The organism is Bacillus sp. SIMBA_031 (assembly GCF_046535225.1).
GTDB lineage: Bacteria > Bacillota > Bacilli > Bacillales > Bacillaceae > Bacillus > Bacillus velezensis.
Genome location: NZ_JAWRXC010000566.1, coordinates 1 through 246, shown reverse-complemented (window position 1 = coordinate 246; position 246 = coordinate 1). Strand labels below are relative to the sequence as shown.

Sequence of the window (246 nt, the reverse complement as noted above, 5' to 3'; positions counted from 1 at the left end):
CGTGCGGGTGTGTTCGTCTTCTTCGATCTCGTGATGACGGGTCTTCAGGTTTGCACGGTCGACGACATCGCGCTCAGTGTGCTTGCCACCGTCATCGGTCACCAGGCAGACAAGGGGTGGATTCTCGTCGATGCGGGCTGGATGGCGGTGTCGCGCGATCGCGGTACGGCGTCGCAGCGCATCGACCAGGGTTATGGTGTCGTGTGTAGTGTCGACGGCGTGCCCTACCCAGACCTGATCATGGTC

Annotated in this window: 1 pseudogene; it reads left to right on the top strand. The window is 61.8% G+C overall.

Features of this window, described 5'->3' with window-relative positions:
* Positions 1–246 (top strand): annotated as a pseudogene (locus SB724_RS21385) (hypothetical protein); the annotation flags it as partial.